Source organism: Burkholderia ubonensis subsp. mesacidophila (assembly GCF_002097715.1).
Lineage (GTDB): Bacteria > Pseudomonadota > Gammaproteobacteria > Burkholderiales > Burkholderiaceae > Burkholderia > Burkholderia mesacidophila.
Genome location: NZ_CP020737.1, coordinates 3094412 through 3110014 on the forward strand (window position 1 = coordinate 3094412; position 15603 = coordinate 3110014).

16 protein-coding genes and 1 tRNA gene are annotated in these 15603 nt (G+C 66.5%); 8 read left to right on the forward strand and 9 right to left on the reverse strand.

The genetic code is table 11. The features are described from left to right. Positions 1-24 precede the first annotated feature (24 nt). The 5 genes from sucD to recA all read right to left on the reverse strand — a co-directional run bounded on the left by sucD (position 25) and on the right by recA (position 4893). Positions 25-906: a succinate--CoA ligase subunit alpha gene (gene sucD, locus B7P44_RS14540; RefSeq protein WP_042586225.1), complete on the reverse strand. Its 882-nt coding sequence runs from the start codon at positions 904-906 to the stop codon at positions 25-27. A 68-nt stretch (positions 907-974) separates the two neighbouring features. Then, on the reverse strand, positions 975-2141 hold the full coding sequence (sucC, locus tag B7P44_RS14545; RefSeq protein ID WP_017334083.1) for an ADP-forming succinate--CoA ligase subunit beta: 1167 nt from the start codon (positions 2139-2141) through the stop codon (positions 975-977). Between the two features lie 68 nt (positions 2142-2209). Then, a complete protein-coding gene (locus tag B7P44_RS14550; RefSeq protein WP_029226350.1) occupies positions 2210-2806 on the reverse strand; it encodes a DUF2889 domain-containing protein in 597 nt (198 codons plus the stop codon). 144 nt (positions 2807-2950) lie between these two features. Then, entirely contained in the window at positions 2951-3823 is an 873-nt protein-coding gene (gene recX / locus B7P44_RS14555; RefSeq protein WP_084905264.1) for a recombination regulator RecX, read from the reverse strand. Next, positions 3823-4893: a recombinase RecA gene (gene recA, locus B7P44_RS14560; protein WP_084905266.1), complete on the reverse strand. Its 1071-nt coding sequence runs from the start codon at positions 4891-4893 to the stop codon at positions 3823-3825. The genes recX and recA overlap by 1 nt, the downstream gene beginning before the upstream one ends. Positions 4894-5081: 188 nt before the next feature. Here recA and B7P44_RS14565 point away from each other — a divergent pair, with 188 nt between their 5' ends. The 4 genes from B7P44_RS14565 to B7P44_RS14580 all read left to right on the forward strand — a co-directional run bounded on the left by B7P44_RS14565 (position 5082) and on the right by B7P44_RS14580 (position 9467). Beyond that, on the forward strand, positions 5082-5810 hold the full coding sequence (locus B7P44_RS14565) for a response regulator transcription factor (protein WP_084905269.1): 729 nt from the start codon (positions 5082-5084) through the stop codon (positions 5808-5810). An 18-nt stretch (positions 5811-5828) separates the two neighbouring features. Next, positions 5829-7385 carry a sensor histidine kinase gene (locus B7P44_RS14570; RefSeq protein WP_084905271.1) on the forward strand — a complete coding sequence of 519 codons (1557 nt, stop codon included), beginning with the start codon at positions 5829-5831 and terminating at the stop codon, positions 7383-7385. Positions 7386-7610: 225 nt separating this feature from the next. Beyond that, a complete protein-coding gene (locus B7P44_RS14575; RefSeq protein ID WP_084905273.1) occupies positions 7611-9269 on the forward strand; it encodes an MFS transporter in 1659 nt (552 codons plus the stop codon). 121 nt (positions 9270-9390) lie between these two features. Next, positions 9391-9467, forward strand: a tRNA-Met gene (locus B7P44_RS14580). A gap of 241 nt (positions 9468-9708) precedes the next feature. Here the strand turns inward: B7P44_RS14580 and B7P44_RS37945 are convergent. Continuing rightward, the gene (locus B7P44_RS37945; protein WP_407923992.1) at positions 9709-9858 is read right to left on the reverse strand and encodes an ESPR-type extended signal peptide-containing protein; all 150 of its coding nucleotides are present in this window, start codon (positions 9856-9858) and stop codon (positions 9709-9711) included. 185 nt (positions 9859-10043) lie between these two features. Here B7P44_RS37945 and B7P44_RS14585 point away from each other — a divergent pair, with 185 nt between their 5' ends. Beyond that, positions 10044-10784, forward strand: coding sequence for a hypothetical protein (locus B7P44_RS14585; protein WP_084905275.1), 741 nt, complete (start codon positions 10044-10046; stop codon positions 10782-10784). A gap of 67 nt (positions 10785-10851) precedes the next feature. Here the strand turns inward: B7P44_RS14585 and B7P44_RS14590 are convergent, their stop codons facing one another. The 3 genes from B7P44_RS14590 to B7P44_RS14600 all read right to left on the reverse strand — a co-directional run bounded on the left by B7P44_RS14590 (position 10852) and on the right by B7P44_RS14600 (position 14047). Next, positions 10852-11907, reverse strand: a complete 1056-nt coding sequence (locus B7P44_RS14590) for an NAD(P)/FAD-dependent oxidoreductase (protein WP_084905276.1) — start codon at positions 11905-11907, stop codon at positions 10852-10854. Positions 11908-11928: 21 nt separating this feature from the next. After that, positions 11929-12903, reverse strand: coding sequence for a LysR family transcriptional regulator (locus B7P44_RS14595; RefSeq protein ID WP_084905278.1), 975 nt, complete (start codon positions 12901-12903; stop codon positions 11929-11931). A gap of 172 nt (positions 12904-13075) precedes the next feature. Then, a complete protein-coding gene (locus B7P44_RS14600) occupies positions 13076-14047 on the reverse strand; it encodes a GlxA family transcriptional regulator (protein ID WP_084905280.1) in 972 nt (323 codons plus the stop codon). A gap of 117 nt (positions 14048-14164) precedes the next feature. Here B7P44_RS14600 and B7P44_RS14605 point away from each other — a divergent pair, with 117 nt between their 5' ends. From B7P44_RS14605 to B7P44_RS14615, 3 genes are all read left to right on the forward strand, one after another. Beyond that, entirely contained in the window at positions 14165-14848 is a 684-nt protein-coding gene (locus tag B7P44_RS14605) for a DJ-1/PfpI family protein (protein ID WP_084905282.1), read from the forward strand. Positions 14849-14918: 70 nt separating this feature from the next. Further along, positions 14919-15230 (forward strand): cupin domain-containing protein, encoded by a 312-nt coding sequence (locus tag B7P44_RS14610; protein ID WP_084905284.1) that lies wholly within the window; start codon positions 14919-14921, stop codon positions 15228-15230. An 84-nt stretch (positions 15231-15314) separates the two neighbouring features. Further along, positions 15315-15590, forward strand: coding sequence for a 4-fold beta flower protein (locus B7P44_RS14615; RefSeq protein ID WP_084905285.1), 276 nt, complete (start codon positions 15315-15317; stop codon positions 15588-15590). Positions 15591-15603: the final 13 nt, after the last annotated feature.

Below are 15603 nucleotides of genomic sequence, written 5' to 3' on the forward strand. Positions count from 1 at the left end.
TTCTGCGGACATCCCGTGAGGAACTTACAGCGCCTTCTTCAGCAGACGGCCCATTTCCGACGGGTTGCGCGTGACGGTGATGCCGCACGCTTCCATGATTTCCAGCTTCGCTTCGGCCGTATCCGCACCGCCCGAGATCAGCGCGCCGGCGTGGCCCATGCGCTTGCCCGGAGGCGCCGTGACGCCCGCGATGAAGCCGACGACCGGCTTCTTCATGTTGTCCTTGATCCACTGCGCGGCGTTCGCTTCGTCCGGACCGCCGATCTCGCCGATCATCACGACCGCATCCGTATCCGGATCGTCGTTGAACATCTTCATGACGTCGATGTGCTTCAGACCGTTGATCGGGTCGCCGCCGATGCCGACTGCCGACGACTGGCCGAGGCCCAGTGCCGTCAGCTGTGCAACGGCTTCATACGTCAGCGTGCCCGAACGCGACACGACGCCGATGCGGCCCTTGCGGTGGATGTGACCCGGCATGATGCCGATCTTCAGTTCGTCCGGCGTGATCGTGCCCGGGCAGTTCGGCCCGAGCAGCAGCGTCTTGCGGCCTTCGCGGCGCATGCGGTCCTTCACTTCGATCATGTCGCGGACCGGGATGCCTTCCGTGATGCAGATCGCGAGATCCAGATCGGCTTCGACCGCTTCCCAGATCGCAGCGGCAGCGCCTGCCGGCGGCACGTAGATGACCGACACGGTTGCGCCGGTTTCTTCCTTCGCTTCCTTGACGCTTGCGTAGATCGGAATGCCTTCGAAATCTTCGCCGGCCTTCTTCGGGTTCACGCCAGCGACGAATGCTTCGCGGCCGTTTGCATATTCACGGCAGGCGCGCGTGTGGAACTGACCGGTTTTGCCGGTAATGCCCTGCGTGATGACCTTCGTGTCCTTGTTGATCAGAATCGACATGTATTGACCTCTGTTCGATTGGCGTCGCGTGTCTGCCGCGCCGCCATGCTTATTCGACGACGATAGCGTTACTTGCCTTCGGCAGCCGCGACGACCTTCTGCGCAGCTTCTTCCATGCTGTCCGCCGAGATGATCGGCAGGCCCGAATCGGCCAGCATCTTCTTGCCGAGGTCCTCGTTCGTGCCCTTCATGCGCACGACGAGCGGCACGTTCAGGTTCACGGCCTTCGAACCGGCGATCACGCCTTCCGCGATCACGTCGCAGCGCATGATGCCGCCGAAGATGTTCACGAGGATCGCCTTCAGGTCCGGGTTCTTCAGCATCAGCTTGAACGCTTCCGTGACCTTCTCGGTCGTAGCTCCTCCGCCGACGTCCAGGAAGTTCGCCGGCTCGCCGCCGAACAGCTTGATCGTGTCCATCGTCGCCATCGCGAGGCCTGCGCCGTTCACGAGACAGCCGATGTTGCCGTCGAGCGAGATGTACGCGAGGTCGAACTTCGACGCTTCGATTTCAGCCGGATCTTCTTCATCCAGGTCGCGGTACGCGACGATTTCCGGGTGGCGGAACAGCGCGTTCGAGTCGAAGTTGAACTTCGCGTCGAGTGCGATGACCTTGCCGTCGCCGGAGACGTTCAGCGGGTTGATTTCAGCCAGCGACGCGTCGGTTTCCCAGAATGCCTTGTACAGGCCTTGCAGGATGGCGCGCGCTTGCGGAATCGAAGCAGCCGGCACGCCGATCTTCGCGGCGAGGTCGTCGGCCTGGGCGTCGAGCAGGCCGGTCGACGGCTCGACGATGACCTTGTGGATCAGTTCCGGATGCTTTTCGGCAACTTCTTCGATGTCCATGCCGCCTTCGCTCGAACCCATCAGAACGATCTTTTGCGACACGCGATCAACGACGAGGCTGACATACAGTTCCTGCTTGATGTCGGCGCCTTCTTCGATCATCAGACGGTTGACCTTCTGGCCTTCCGGACCGGTCTGGTGCGTGACGAGCTGCATGCCGAGGATCTGGTTCGCGTATTCGCGAACCTGCTCGATCGACTTCGCCACCTTCACGCCGCCGCCCTTGCCACGGCCACCCGCGTGAATCTGAGCCTTCACGACCCATACCGGGCCGCCGAGCTCTTCCGCCACCTTGACGGCTTCGTCAACCGAGAACGCCGGCTTGCCGCGCGGTACCGCGACTCCGAATTTCCGCAGGATTTCCTTACCCTGGTACTCGTGAATCTTCATGCGTGATTCCCTTCAGTCTGAGAGTTGGATGAAAAGTCGTTCAGGACGCTTCTTCGAATGATTTCCGTTCATTCCTTCGTGCCGCCTTCCGGCCGGCTCGCGCCATACCAGCGCGGGTAGTACTGCCGCACGACCTCGCCGTCGAACCGCAGCGCACGGCAGCGGCCGAGCTGAAACGGTGCGTCGTCGTGCGCGCCGTCGTGATCCGGCGCTTCGCCGCCCTCCTCGCGCACGTTCCACACGTCACCGGCGAACGCCTGGATCGCCGCCGTCGGCAGCACGGCGCACAGTTCGGTGAGGTGGGAGCAGCCCGCGACGCCGGCCAGCAGCCGGTTCGCATTGCGGCGGAAATTGCGGAAGAGATTGAGCCCGACGAGGGCCCGATAGGCGGGAGCGGCGGATTGACAGTGACCGGGATACGGCACCCATTCCGACGACGCTTCGGCGTCGACGACATTGAGGTCACGATCGATGGTCACGCGCAGCCAGAGTTCATGAATCGGCAGGCCCTGGGGCCGGATGCCCGACGCAAGCGCGACGTCGCGCGGCTTGTGATCGGTCAGGCAGGCTTCGATGTCCCACAAGCCGTCGCCGCGCTCGTAGGCTTCCGCTCGGATTGCGCGTCGATGTCGCAACTGACGGGGCACGGGCTCGGATAGCGGCATGCTGGAGGTTGAGGCCGAAGAGGAAAACCTGTGGATTTTACCATATCGGGTATTTGAGACAGGCCGACGTGACGGCGGGTATTCCCGCCTGTCAGGAAGCGGTTGCATTGCAGCAAAGTCGCGCGCCGCGCGCGACTTTGGCGGTCAGTCGTCGCCGAACATTTCGTCGCCGCACTTCAGCAACTTCACGATGGTCGCGCTCGAGAAGCCTCGCGCCGCCAGGAAGCGCGCCTGCTTCGCGCGCTCGGCGGGCGTTTGCGGCAGTGCACCGAATTTCTTGCGCCAGACCCCTTGTGCGCGCGTCCATTCGGTCTCTCGAAGCTGCGCGCTCACCTCCTCGACGAGGGTGTCGCCGACCGCATGGCGCTTCAGCTCGTTGACGATCCGAGCGGCGCCGACCCGCGACGCGCGACGATGCACGAGACTCTCGGCGAAACGCGCGTCGGACAGCCAGCCTTCCTGCTCCAGCGCATCCAGCACCGGCTCGACGGATTCGTCTTCGCCGACATAAGGCGCGAGCTTGCGCGCCAGTTCGGCGCGGCTGTATTCACGCCGGGACAGATAGCCGAGCGCGCGGCCCTTCAGCGAACGAACGGGTTTCGACGACGATGGCTTGCGCGCCGACGCGCCGCCCTCCGCCTCGGCGGTGGTACCGGACGGCCGGCGCGTGCGACGCGGGTTCTGGCTCGTGCGGGTGTAGACGTCTTCCGTGGCCGCAGCGGATGTGGCGGACGCGCGGTCGCGCGGAAAGCCGACGCCGGACACGCGGCGGCGCGCCCGGTCGTGCGCATCGAACGATTCGTCGTGTTCGAACGGATCGTCCGGCGCGGTCACCTCAAATGAAACGAGGGCATCGTCGGATGCCCTCGTCGCGGTGCGGTTCGCGGCATGGCTGACTGAAGCACTCGCGGACCGCCGGCTGGCGCCCGGGGACGCGGCGCGCCGGTCGGAGTCGCCCGGCGCGCTGCGCGCGTCGTGCTCCTCCGGCTCGCCCGTTCCGCCCCGGCGCCTGACCATCACTCTTCTTCGTCCATCGCCTCGGCTTCGTTGCCTGCGCCATCGGGCATCGCGGCGACGCCGAGCGATTCGCGAATGCGGTTCTCGATCTCGCGCGCGATTTCCGGATTCTCGCGCAGGAATTCACGCGCGTTGTCCTTGCCCTGGCCGATCTTCTCGCCGTTGTAGCTGTACCAGGCGCCCGCCTTGTCGACGATCTTCGCCTGCACGCCGAGGTCGATGATCTCGCCCTGACGCGAGATGCCCTCGCCGTACAGGATGTCGAAGATCGCCTCGCGGAACGGCGGCGACACCTTGTTCTTCACGACCTTCACGCGGGTTTCGTTGCCGATCACCTCGTCGTTCTTCTTGATCGAGCCGATCCGGCGGATGTCGAGACGCACCGACGCATAGAACTTGAGCGCGTTGCCGCCCGTCGTGGTTTCCGGGTTGCCGAACATCACGCCGATCTTCATACGAATCTGGTTGATGAAGATCACGAGGCAGTTCGTACGCTTGATCGTGCCGGTCAGCTTGCGCAGCGCCTGCGACATCAGGCGGGCCTGCAGGCCCGGCAGCGAATCGCCCATCTCGCCTTCGATTTCGGCCTTCGGCACGAGCGCCGCAACCGAGTCGATGACGATCATGTCGATCGAGCCCGAGCGCACCAGCGCGTCGGTGATTTCCAGCGCCTGCTCGCCGGTATCCGGCTGCGAGATCAGCAGTTCGGGCACGTTGACGCCGAGCTTCGCTGCGTACTGGACGTCGAGCGCGTGCTCGGCGTCGATGAACGCCGCGGTGCCGCCGAGCTTCTGCAGCTCCGCGATCACCTGCAGCGTGAGCGTGGTCTTGCCGGACGATTCCGGACCATAGATTTCGACCACCCGGCCGCGCGGCAGGCCGCCGACGCCGAGTGCGATGTCGAGGCCCAGCGAGCCCGTGGACACGACCTGGATGTCCTCGGTGGCTTCGCCGTCGCCCATGCGCATGATCGACCCTTTGCCGAACTGCTTCTCGATCTGCGCGAGCGCGGCAGCCAGCGCCTTGCTTTTCTCGGCAGTCAGCCCGGAGCCTTTCTTGCTATCTTCCATGAATCGTCCTTTGCTATGATGAGCAGCGTCTGATTGAGGTGCGCCGGACGAGCCGCTGCGCACGAATGCAGACACTGTATAAAAAAACAGTGTTTTATGCAAGCCCGCAATGTGGGCCGCGCAACACACGAACCACTTCGGAGACAGCCGCGCCGGCATGATCGCCCTGCCGGCCACCGGTCACGCACATGCGAATTCTCATCGCCGAAGATGACAGCATACTCGCGGACGGCCTCACCCGGTCACTCCGCCAATCGGGCTATGCCGTCGATCACGTGAAGAACGGCGTCGAGGCCGACACGGCCCTGTCGATGCAGACATTCGACCTGCTGATCCTCGATCTCGGCCTGCCGAAGCTGTCCGGCCTCGATGTCCTGAAGCGCCTGCGCGCACGCAACTCCAACCTCCCCGTGCTGATCCTGACCGCCGCCGACAGCGTCGACGAGCGCGTGAAAGGCCTCGACCTCGGCGCCGACGACTACATGGCCAAGCCGTTCGCGCTCAACGAGCTCGAGGCGCGCGTGCGCGCGCTGACCCGGCGCGGCGCGGGCGGCGGCCCGACCGTCGTGCGGCACGGCTCGCTCGCGTTCGACCAGGTCGGCCGCATCGCCTACGCGAACGACCGCGTGCTCGAGCTGTCCGCCCGCGAGCTCGGCCTGCTCGAGGTGCTGCTGCAGCGGATCGGCCGCCTCGTGTCGAAGGAGCAGCTCGTCGACCATCTGTGCGAATGGGGCGAGGAGGTCAGCAACAACGCGATCGAAGTCTACGTGCACCGGCTGCGCAAGAAGATCGAGCCGAGCGGCGTGCGGATCGCCACCGTGCGCGGGCTCGGCTACTGCCTCGAGAAAGTCGTCGCCGCCCCCGCGTCCGACGCGGCGGAGCCGCACCCCGCGTCAGCCGGCACGTCGCTGCGCTGACGGCCGGCCGTCGCCGCGATGGCCACGCCGGCCCATTCCCGCCACCCGACCGGCGAGCCCGCGTCCGCCGCCGACGCCGCGCGCGACGCACGCTACGAGAACCCGTTCGCGCCGCCCGACGAAACCGACGCCCCCGAAGCCGCACGGCCGCGCTCGCTGTTCGGCGAGATCCTCGACTGGATGCTCGCGCCGCTCTTGCTGCTGTGGCCGATGAGCATCGCCGTCACGTATCTCGTCGCGAAGACGATCGCGAACGGGCCGTTCGACCGCGCGCTCGAGACCAACGCCTATGTGCTCGCGCGGCAGATCCACCCCGTCAACGGCGTCGCCGAGCTGACGCTGCCGCCGGCGACGCGCGACTTCCTGCGCGCCGACAACGTCGACAGCGTCTATTTCCAGGTGCTCGGCACGCGCGGCGAGCTGGTCGCGGGCGAAGCGGACCTGCCGCTGCCGCGCGACGAGGATCGCCCGCCGCCGGGCGTCGTCGCGTTCCGCGACGACCTGCTGCGCGGCAACGACGTCCGCGTCGCGTATACCACCGTCGCGCTGCCGCAGGCGGGCGGCCCGCAGCCGGTGCTCGTGCAGGTCGGCGAGACGCTCGACAAGCGCAACGCGCTCGCCAACGACATCATCAAGGGCGTGATCCTGCCGCAATTCGTGATCCTGCCGCTCGCGATCCTGCTCGTCTGGTTCGGGCTGTCGCGCGGGCTCGCGCCGCTCAACGCGCTGCAGGCGCACATCCGCGCGCGGCGTCCGGACGACCTGTCGCCGGTCGAGGCGCAGCGCGCGCCGCCGGAGATCGAGCCGCTCGTCACGTCGTTCAACGACCTGCTCGCGCGCCTCGAACAGAGCATGGCGCTGCAGAAACGCTTCATCGCCGACGCCGCGCACCAGATGAAGACGCCGCTCGCCGGGCTGCGCACGCAGGCCGAATTCGCGCTGCGCCACGACGTGTCCGAGGACGTGCAGCGCTCGCTCGAACAGATCGCGACGAGTTCCGAGCAGGCCGCGCGGCTCGTCACGCAGCTGCTCGCGCTCGCGCGCGCCGAGAACCGGGCGAGCGGGCTGACGTTCGAGCCTGTCGACGTCGCGCCGCTCGCGCGGCGCGCGGTGCGCGACTGGGTGCAGGCCGCGCTCGCGAAGCGGATGGATCTCGGCTACGAAGGCCCGGACGACGGCAACGATGGCGCGCCGCTCGACGTCGACGGCAATCCGCTGATGCTGCGCGAGATGCTCGGCAACCTGATCGACAACGCGCTCCGCTATACGCCGGAAGGCGGCCGCATCACCGTGCGGGTGCGCGCGGATCGCGCCGCGCGGCTCGCGCACCTGGAAGTCGAGGACACGGGCCCCGGCATCCCGGCCGCCGAACGCGAACGCGTGCTCGAGCGCTTCTACCGGATCCTCGGCCGCGAAGGCGACGGCAGCGGCCTCGGGCTCGCGATCGTGCGCGAGATCGTCGCGCAGCACGGCGGCACGCTGACGCTCGACGACCATGTCTACCAGGCGATGCCGCGTCTCGCCGGCACGCTCGTGCGCGTGACCCTGCCGTTGCACGACCCCGCCCCGGAATAACCCTGACGTGCGCCGCAACATCCTGCCGCAACGACGCTGATTGCGCGCATTTGCACGCCGTTATCCGAACGAACGCGGCGCAAAGACAGTCGTTCGCCGCGGGTTAACGTGAAATCGTTTTGCGCCCGCAAGTCAGTGCGCCGTAAGTTTGCCTGCCAATAATCGTCGACAGGCTCGCCTTCCAGGGCGACCCAACACCTATATCAAGAGACTTGGAGACGATTCATGGCAACGTTAGGCGGGCAAATTGCGCACGCGCCGATGACGGCCGACGAGCGGAAGGTGATCTTCGCGTCGTCGCTCGGCACCGTGTTCGAATGGTACGACTTCTATCTGGCCGGCTCGCTCGCGGCCTTCATCAGCAAGAGCTTCTTCTCCGGCGTCAATCCGACCGCCGCCTTCATCTTCACGCTGCTCGGCTTCGCGGCCGGCTTCGCGGTGCGCCCGTTCGGCGCGATCGTGTTCGGACGGCTCGGCGACCTCGTCGGCCGCAAGCACACGTTCCTCGTGACGATCGTGATCATGGGCATCTCGACGTTCGTGGTCGGCTTCCTGCCCGGCTACGCGTCGATCGGCATCGCCGCGCCGGTGATCTTCATCGCGATGCGGCTGCTGCAGGGCCTCGCGCTCGGCGGCGAGTACGGCGGCGCCGCGACCTACGTCGCGGAACATGCGCCCGCGCACCGGCGCGGCTTCTACACCGCGTGGATCCAGACCACCGCGACGCTCGGCCTGTTCCTGTCGCTGCTCGTGATCCTCGGCGTGCGCACGATGATCGGCGAGGAAGCGTTCGGCACGTGGGGCTGGCGCGTGCCGTTCGTCGCGTCGATCCTGCTGCTCGGCGTGTCGGTGTGGATCCGGCTGCAGCTGAACGAGTCGCCGGTGTTCCTGCGCATCAAGGCCGAGGGCAAGACGTCGAAGGCGCCGCTGACCGAAGCGTTCGGCCAGTGGAAGAACCTGAAGATCGTGATCCTCGCGCTCGTCGGCCTGACGGCCGGCCAGGCCGTCGTGTGGTACACGGGCCAGTTCTACGCGCTGTTCTTCCTCACGCAGACGCTGAAGGTCGACGGCTCGATCGCGAACATCCTGATCGCGATCGCGCTCCTGATCGGCACGCCGTTCTTCGTGTTCTTCGGCTCGCTGTCGGACCGGATCGGCCGCAAGCCGATCATCCTCGCGGGCTGCCTGATCGCGGCGCTGACCTACTTCCCGCTGTTCAAGGCGCTCACGCACTACGCGAACCCGCAGCTCGAGCTCGCGACGATGAAGGCGCCGATCACCGTCGTCGCCGATCCCGCCACCTGCTCGTTCCAGTTCAACCCGGTCGGCACCTCGAAGTTCACGAACTCGTGCGACATCGCGAAGAGCGCACTCGCGAAGGCCGGCCTGAACTACGAGAACGTCGCGGCGCCGGCCGGCGCGACCGCGCAGATCAAGGTCGGCGACACCGTGATCGACGCCTACGACGGCAAGGCGGCCGACGCGAAGGCGAAGGGCGCGGCGTTCGACAAGACGCTCGCCGCGACGCTGAAGTCCTCCGGCTATCCGGCGAAGGCCGATCCGGCGCAGCTCAACTGGCCGATGACGATCGTGATCCTGACGATCCTCGTGATCTACGTGACGGCGGTCTACGGGCCGATCGCCGCGATGCTGGTCGAGATGTTCCCGACGCGGATCCGCTACACGTCGATGTCGCTGCCGTATCACATCGGCAACGGCTGGTTCGGCGGCTTCCTGCCGGCGACCGCGTTCGCGATCGTCGCGGCGCAGGGCAACATCTATTCGGGGCTGTGGTATCCGATCGTGATCGCGCTGGTGACGTTCGTGATCGGGCTGCTGTTCGTCAAGGAGACGAAGGACTCGAATATCTATGCGCAGGATTGAGGGGTGAGGTGCCTGCTTCGGCCCGTGCGGCGGGCCGAAGCGCGGCGTCGGCAACTTTTTTCGAGAAATATGAAAAAAGGTGTTGACACCCCGGGCGAGCATCAGCATAATTCAAGTCTTCGGCGAATTAGCTCAGTCGGTTAGAGCGACGGAATCATAATCCGCAGGTCCGGGGTTCGAGTCCCTGATTCGCCACCAAACAAAACAAAGGGTTAGCTTCGGCTAACCCTTTGTCGTTTCTGGCATCGTATTGGCATATCGAGTCTGCATCTCAATCCATGCAGATCTACATGACGCTCGTCGCGTGCAACGGGTCAGGCTTTCACCGCCTTCCCATACGCGGCCCACTGTCCCGCGCCCCAATCCTCCCGAATCGCCCCGCCTGACGCGGCGCAAGTGCCGCAAGCTCGTCAGGCATGCCCCCACATCACCGCCTCGCTCAGTTGCCGACCGACTGGCGCCGAGCGAAGCGACGCCGCGCCCGCGTTTCGCCACCCGCTGACTTCCCCGCGGACGTGGCCGTTTCTTCGACGGCAACGACCATCCGTCGGATTCCGGAATACACCAGACGGCAGGTCTTGTTGCTCATCGTTCTTGTGATTGGGTCTTTATCGACCGGCAACCATAATCGAAGCCCGCGATTGCCACTTTAAAGTGGCGAACTTGCCGCATATGCATCAGTTTCGGCAAAATAGGATCGCTCCGATTGCGCTTGTCATGTTTTAAAACGCAATCCGGCATTGACAAACACCGAAACGCATTCGAAAAAGAGTCATGGGTGAAATACTTTTCCCGCTCGTGCCGCTGGCATTCGTGCTGGGCTTGATCGCGCTGACATACCGTTCCACAAGGACCCGCAAACGCGAGCTTCAGCAGGAAGCGGCGCAACGCCCCATTTGGGCCGCGGAAACGCCTCGCCGGGACATTCGCGTTCGTGCATTCGCCTATCTGCGCGCCACCCTTTTTGCTGCTTTTCCATTCGCGGGTGCAGTCTTCGTCTCGGTACGATTGCTGGGCCCCTATCATGTGAATTCCTATTGGGACATTCCGGCAATTCTTCTAGCTGGCGCGTGCATCGTGACTGGGTGTGGATGGCTGTATTTATGCGTTCAACGCGTCATCGCCTACAGCGCGATTTCTCCGTTATCCCGACCCGCCCTTTATCTCGGCGATTCGGGTCTTCGCTATTTCAATCTGGTCGAGGTTCCGTGGATTGACATCGTCGAGACCAGACAGATCGACGTTTCGCTAGGACGCGGCGGAGTCAAACGCTATGTGGTGCTGTTCATGAGCAATCCTGCGCGCTCATATGCGACCGGAAAAACGACTGGCGACAGGCTGCAGCTTTGGTGGAAAAGTCGCACGATGGGGCTTACCGTCAATGGCTCGCGGCCTGCGCAGAAAACCCGAAATCATCTTTTCATCGACACTGACGTCCTGGCTGGCGTCAAGGCGCCGCAGCTGCAGGAATGGATCGACCGCCTGCGCCGCGAAAGCTCGCGCGCACCACACTAGGCGATCGAGCTTGTTCACGGGTAACGCCCTTCCGTCGCGCGGCGCCGACTGCACATGCACGTGCCCGCTATCCCGCCTGACGAGGCGCAAGCGCAACAAGCTCGTCAGGCGTCGCCCCCTGCATCACCGCCTCGCTCACCAGCCGGCCGACTGCCGCCGCCAGCGTAACGCCCGAGTGCATCGCCGCCACGTACAGCCCCGGCACGCCCGGGCATCGACCGATGAGCGGCACGCCATCCTCCGGCATCGGCCGCCAGCCGACCGCGACCTCCGTCAGCACCGCGTCCCCGGCGCCGCGCAGCGCGCGCCGGACCGTGCCGAGCGCACGCTCGGCAATCGCGTCCGGACCATTCGGGCCGGACGCGTCGACATAGTCCTCGGCCGCGACGAGCGAACCGTCCGCCGCCTCGCGCACTTCCATCTCGGCATTGGACACGAGCGTCCTCACGAGCCCCCGGCGCGCCGCCAGACGTAGCCGGATCGCCGGCGACGCCCGGAGCGGCAGCACGATGCCCGCCGTCGCGGCAAGCGCCGCCGTCTGCGCGCCCGCCGCGAGAATCACGGTGTCCGCGCGCAGTTCTTCCGTTTCGGTCCGCACGCCGACGATCCGCGCACCGTCGACGCACAGCGAACGCACGTCGGAGTTGCCCCGATACACGGCACCATGCGCACAAGCGTGCTCGACGAGCACGCGGGTCGCCTCCGCCGGCTCGAGCGTTCCTTCGTCCCGCGCGTAGCGGGCGCGCGCCGGCAGGTCCAGCAGATTCGGCTCGAGGCGCCCGACCTGTTCGCGATCGAGCCAGTCCACGCGCGCATCCTGATGCGGCGCAGCGCCTTCGTCGACGCCATAGGTCAGCGCACCCGACCAGTTGACGAGCGGCCGGCCGAGCTCGCGTTCGAGCCGCCGGTACTCGGCGACCGCGCGTGCGCGCACCGCAGCGACGGCCGGCGCTCCGTCCGCCGTCGGATTGATCCAGCCGAACGCACTTCCGGTTGCGCCGCACGCCGGTTCGTGCCGTTCGACGAGCGTCACGCGCGCGCCCCGGCTCGCGAGGTGATAGGCGATCGACGCCCCGACGATGCCCGCCCCCACCACCACGATTTCATCCGCCGCTCGCGTCACGCCAGTTCCTCTTTTTCGTTACTACGCCGCCACCGACCCGCGACTCACGTCGCTCGCATGCGCCTGCAACCTGCGGCGCCAGTCCTCCCCGCCCTCCATCGACGGCGTCGATTCGAACAACTCCTGGATCCAGTCGGCGAACACGCGCACCTTCGTGGACAGGTGCCGGTTGTGCGGATAGACGATCGAAATCGGCTTCGGCTTCGGGTTGAAGCCCGGCAGCACCTCCAGCAGCGAACCGTCGAGCAGGTGCGGCAGCACCATGAACAGCGTCGGCTGGATCATCCCGAACCCTTCGAGGCCGCAGGTCACGTAGGCATCCGAATCGTTGACCGTGACGGTCGACTTCAGCCTGATCTCCACCGGCTTGCCGTCGATCACGAACACCCACGGTATCGGCCGCGCGCCGTGGCTCGTGCGGAAATTCACCGCGAGGTGCTCGGCGAGATCGGCAATCTCGTGCGGATCGCCGTGACGCAACAGGTAATCGGGCGAAGCGCAGGTCACGCGCTTGAGCATCCCGATCCGCCGCGCGACCATCGACGAATCCTCGAGCGGCCCGACGCGGATCATGCAGTCGATGCCCTCCTCGACCGGATCGACCGGCCGGTCGGAGAGCCCGAGATCGAGCGTGATGTCCGGATAGCGCTGGCGGAACACCGGCAGCGCGGGAATCACGAGCCGCCGCCCGAGCGCGTTCGGCATGTGGACGCGCAGCAGGCCGCTCGGCTTGCGGTTGCCGGTCTGGAAGCTCGCGTCGGCTTCCGCGATCTCCGCGATGATCTTCACGCAATGCTCGTAGTACGCCGCGCCTTCCGGCGTCAACGACAGCCGGCGCGTCGTCCGGTGCAGGAGGCGCACGCCGAGCAGCGCCTCGAGATTCTGGATGATCGTCGTCACCGACGCGCGCGGCATCGTGAGCGTATCCGCCGCGCGCGTGAAGCTGTTCGCATCGACCACGCGGGTGAAAACTTCCATTGCCTGGATACGGTCCATGCTATCCCCCTTCGAATCGCCAACAGGACAGGATAGAGCGCGTGGAAGGCCTGACACAAGCCCCGCTCCATTATTCGCCTTCGCCGAATAGTCGAGCGTTTCGCAGTGGAAAACGACGAGAATTCAACCAGCCGCACGCACCGATTTGATGCGCACGCGCGGCACGCGGCGCTCAACCGGCAAACCGTTCCCGATAACCCTGCGGCGTGACGCCCAGCACGCGCACGAAACTGCGCCGCAGCGTCTCCTCGGAACCGAACCCGCAGCGATCGGCAATCCGCTTGACCGGCCACGACGTGTCGCCGAGCAGGCGCTGCGCGGTTTCGATGCGAATCTGCTCGACCGCGCGGGCGGGCGTGAGTCCGGTCTCGGCGCGATAGTGCCGCACGAAGCTCCGCTCGCTCATTCGCGCGCGCTCGGCGAGCGCCGGCACGGACAGGTCCGCGGCCAGGTGCTCCGCGATCCACGCATGCAGCTCGCCGAACCGGTCGCCGGCCTGCTGCATCGACAGCGTCGCGCTGAATTGCGCCTGCCCGCCCGGCCGCTTCAGGAACACGACCAGCTCGCGCGCGACGTCGAGCGCGATCGAGCGACCGAGATCCTCCTCGACGAGCGCCAGCGCGAGATCGATGCCGGCCGTCACGCCGGCCGACGTCCACAGCGCGCCCTCCTGGATGAAGATCGGATCCGCCTCGACACGGATGCGCGGATAGCGTGCCGCGAGCTCGTCGCAGCGCGACCAGTGGGTAACCGCGCGGCGCCCGTCGAGCAGGCCGGCTTCGGCCAGCAGGAACGCGCCCGAGCAGACCGATGCGACCCGCCGCGACCGTTCGGCCTGCCGCCGGACCCAGCGGACCAGCCGCGCGTCCCGCGACGCCGCGTGCACGCCCTGGCCGCCCGCGACGATCACCGTATCGGGATGGCCGCCGGCCGAACGCAGCGAATCGGCGATCACGACGAGGCCCGACGACGTCGCGACCGGCCCCGCGTCGGCGGCCACGACGCGCGGCGCGTACGGCGCGGCCCGTCCGCGCTCGAGCGCGAGCTCGTTGACGGACGCGAACACCTGCAGCGGCCCGGTCACGTCGAGCAGTTGCGCGCCGGGGAACGCCAGCACGAAGATCACGCGCGGAACGGTAGACATGTCGATTGGCGGAAAACGTGGGATGGATGGCAATTTCGCCAAACACTACCCGCCTAGAATCGATCTGTCCATCACGCGTCGGCAACGACGCTCCACGCAATCCTTCGGGGTATCCACATGACTCTGCATATCGGCTTTCTCGTGTTTCCGGGCGTTCAGCAACTCGACCTCACCGGCCCGCACGACGTGCTCGCGTCGCTGCCGGACGCGGCGGTGCACCTGGTATGGAAGACGCGTGAGCCGGTCGCATCGAGCAGCGGGCTCGCGCTGACGCCGGACCGCACGTTCGCCGACTGTCCGCCGCTCGACGTCATCTGCATTCCGGGCGGCATCGGCATCAATGACCTGCTGTCCGACCGGGAGACGCTCGACTTCGTGCGCGAACGGTCGGCAGCCGCCCGCTACGTGACGTCGGTCTGCACCGGCGCGCTGCTGCTCGGCGCGGCCGGGCTGCTGCGCGGGCGCCGCGCGACCACGCACTGGGCGTTCCATGCGCTGCTCGAACCGCTCGGCGCGGTGCCGGTCCGCGAGCGCGTGGTGCGCGACGGCAACCTGATCACGGGCGGCGGCGTGACCGCCGGCATCGACTTCGCGCTGACGATCGCCGCGGAACTGGCCGGCGCCGAGGAGGCGCAGGCGATGCAGCTGCAGCTGGAATACGCGCCCGCGCCGCCGTTCGACGCCGGCTCGCCCGATACCGCGCCGGCCGACGTCGTGACGCGGGTCCGCGAGCGCTGGGCTGCCGGCCTCGCGCGACGCCGGCAGGCGATCGAACAGGCCGTCGCCGCAATGGATCGATGATCGATCATCGGATGTGGACCCTACGCGCAACCGACGGCGCACGTCGCCGTCTCTCGATCGAAACCCGGCCATGAACATCTTCCGCAGCGCCGCGTTTACCGCGGATCGCGCCTGGGGCGCGCTGGACGTCGCCAACCTGCGCGGCATCACGGTGCGCCTGCACTGGACCGACCAGCCGTATCGGTGGCACGTCAACGACGGCGACGAAGTGTTCGCCGTGCTCGACGGCCGCGTCGAGATGCGCTATCGCGAAGCGGGCGTCGAACGTTCCGTGGTGCTGGCGACGGGCGACGTGCTCCATGCGCCGGCCGGCACCGAGCACGTCGCGCATCCGCTCGGCGAAGCCCGCATTCTCGTCGTCGAAACCGAGGGAAGCGTCTAGGCGCCGGCGGGGCGCCGGATCCCCCGCATCCGGTTGCCGCGATCTTGATAGACTGTCGCGTTGTCGATCACACGGGACCCGCGCATGAATCTCTACACCAAGGAAGGCAAACCGCTGCAGGTCGGCGGTCAGATCGTATTCAGCCGCACAGGACAGGTCGTCGGACGCATCAGCGGCCGCAAGGTCTACGGCAAGAACGGCCGCTACGTCGGCACCATCGCCGGCGACCGGCTCGTCTATCGCTCGACCGACAGCGTGGCGGTCGGCTTGCCGTTTTCCGTCGCCAACCGGACGGGCATCGCGAAACCGCACCGCGTCGCGTCCGTCGTTTGGGGCAGCGAGCCCAATATCCCGGCCTGACGTAGCGAGCCGG

What these genes read in the sequence shown, in the direction of transcription:
- B7P44_RS14595 (WP_084905278.1), bottom strand. Translation starts at nt 12,903, where the DNA reads ATGGACCGTATCCAGGCAATGGAAGTTTTCACCCGCGTGGTCGATGCG.
- B7P44_RS14585 (WP_084905275.1), top strand. Translation starts at nt 10,044, where the DNA reads ATGGGTGAAATACTTTTCCCGCTCGTGCCGCTGGCATTCGTGCTGGGC.
- recA (WP_084905266.1), bottom strand. Translation starts at nt 4,893, where the DNA reads ATGGAAGATAGCAAGAAAGGCTCCGGGCTGACTGCCGAGAAAAGCAAG.
- B7P44_RS14605 (WP_084905282.1), top strand. Translation starts at nt 14,165, where the DNA reads ATGACTCTGCATATCGGCTTTCTCGTGTTTCCGGGCGTTCAGCAACTC.
- recX (WP_084905264.1), bottom strand. Translation starts at nt 3,823, where the DNA reads ATGGTCAGGCGCCGGGGCGGAACGGGCGAGCCGGAGGAGCACGACGCG.
- sucD (WP_042586225.1), bottom strand. Translation starts at nt 906, where the DNA reads ATGTCGATTCTGATCAACAAGGACACGAAGGTCATCACGCAGGGCATT.
- B7P44_RS14600 (WP_084905280.1), bottom strand. Translation starts at nt 14,047, where the DNA reads ATGTCTACCGTTCCGCGCGTGATCTTCGTGCTGGCGTTCCCCGGCGCG.
- sucC (WP_017334083.1), bottom strand. Translation starts at nt 2,141, where the DNA reads ATGAAGATTCACGAGTACCAGGGTAAGGAAATCCTGCGGAAATTCGGA.
- B7P44_RS14610 (WP_084905284.1), top strand. Translation starts at nt 14,919, where the DNA reads ATGAACATCTTCCGCAGCGCCGCGTTTACCGCGGATCGCGCCTGGGGC.
- B7P44_RS37945 (WP_407923992.1), bottom strand. Translation starts at nt 9,858, where the DNA reads ATGAGCAACAAGACCTGCCGTCTGGTGTATTCCGGAATCCGACGGATG.
- B7P44_RS14575 (WP_084905273.1), top strand. Translation starts at nt 7,611, where the DNA reads ATGGCAACGTTAGGCGGGCAAATTGCGCACGCGCCGATGACGGCCGAC.
- B7P44_RS14550 (WP_029226350.1), bottom strand. Translation starts at nt 2,806, where the DNA reads ATGCCGCTATCCGAGCCCGTGCCCCGTCAGTTGCGACATCGACGCGCA.
- B7P44_RS14565 (WP_084905269.1), top strand. Translation starts at nt 5,082, where the DNA reads ATGCGAATTCTCATCGCCGAAGATGACAGCATACTCGCGGACGGCCTC.
- B7P44_RS14615 (WP_084905285.1), top strand. Translation starts at nt 15,315, where the DNA reads ATGAATCTCTACACCAAGGAAGGCAAACCGCTGCAGGTCGGCGGTCAG.
- B7P44_RS14570 (WP_084905271.1), top strand. Translation starts at nt 5,829, where the DNA reads ATGGCCACGCCGGCCCATTCCCGCCACCCGACCGGCGAGCCCGCGTCC.